At 38.8% G+C, this 443-nt stretch carries 1 protein-coding gene; it reads left to right on the top strand.

Features of this window, described 5'->3' with window-relative positions; genetic code table 11:
* A partial coding sequence (locus AAEY62_RS20365; RefSeq protein ID WP_350636017.1) for a monodechloroaminopyrrolnitrin synthase PrnB family protein occupies positions 1 to 443 on the top strand: 443 nt, incomplete at both ends.

Raw genomic sequence — 443 nt, 5'->3', positions numbered from 1 at the left:
CACGTATAAACGTTTTACTAATTTACCCGACGAAAAACTATTTATTGATTACAACACCCAAGGTATTTTGGCATATAAACGCGCCAGCGATGCATTATTAAAAATATTACCATTAGGTATTTCGCACCCCACCTGTGCCGAGCTATTAAAAGTAGCAAAACAAGCGTTAATAGATGTAATTGAATCGAATAATGCACTTTATACTCAGTTAGACACAGAGCGCTTTTTTAATTGTGTGCGCCCTTATTATAAACCGCATCGAGTAGGCAATGAGATATACAGAGGTGCTAATGCGGGAGATTTTGCCGGCATAAACGTTATCGATATGCTACTTGGGCTGTGTAATGCCAACGAGCCAAGTTATTCACAAATGCTGGTGGATAAGTTTTTATATATGATGCCAGAAGATCAGCAAATATTGCGCGAAGCAATGCGCATGCAAA

The sequence above is a fragment of the Pseudoalteromonas sp. GW168-MNA-CIBAN-0100 genome, assembly GCF_040309225.1.
GTDB lineage: Bacteria > Pseudomonadota > Gammaproteobacteria > Enterobacterales > Alteromonadaceae > Pseudoalteromonas > Pseudoalteromonas arctica.
The sequence above is the reverse complement of the archived record's forward strand: the minus strand, read 5'-3'. Positions and strand labels throughout refer to the sequence as shown.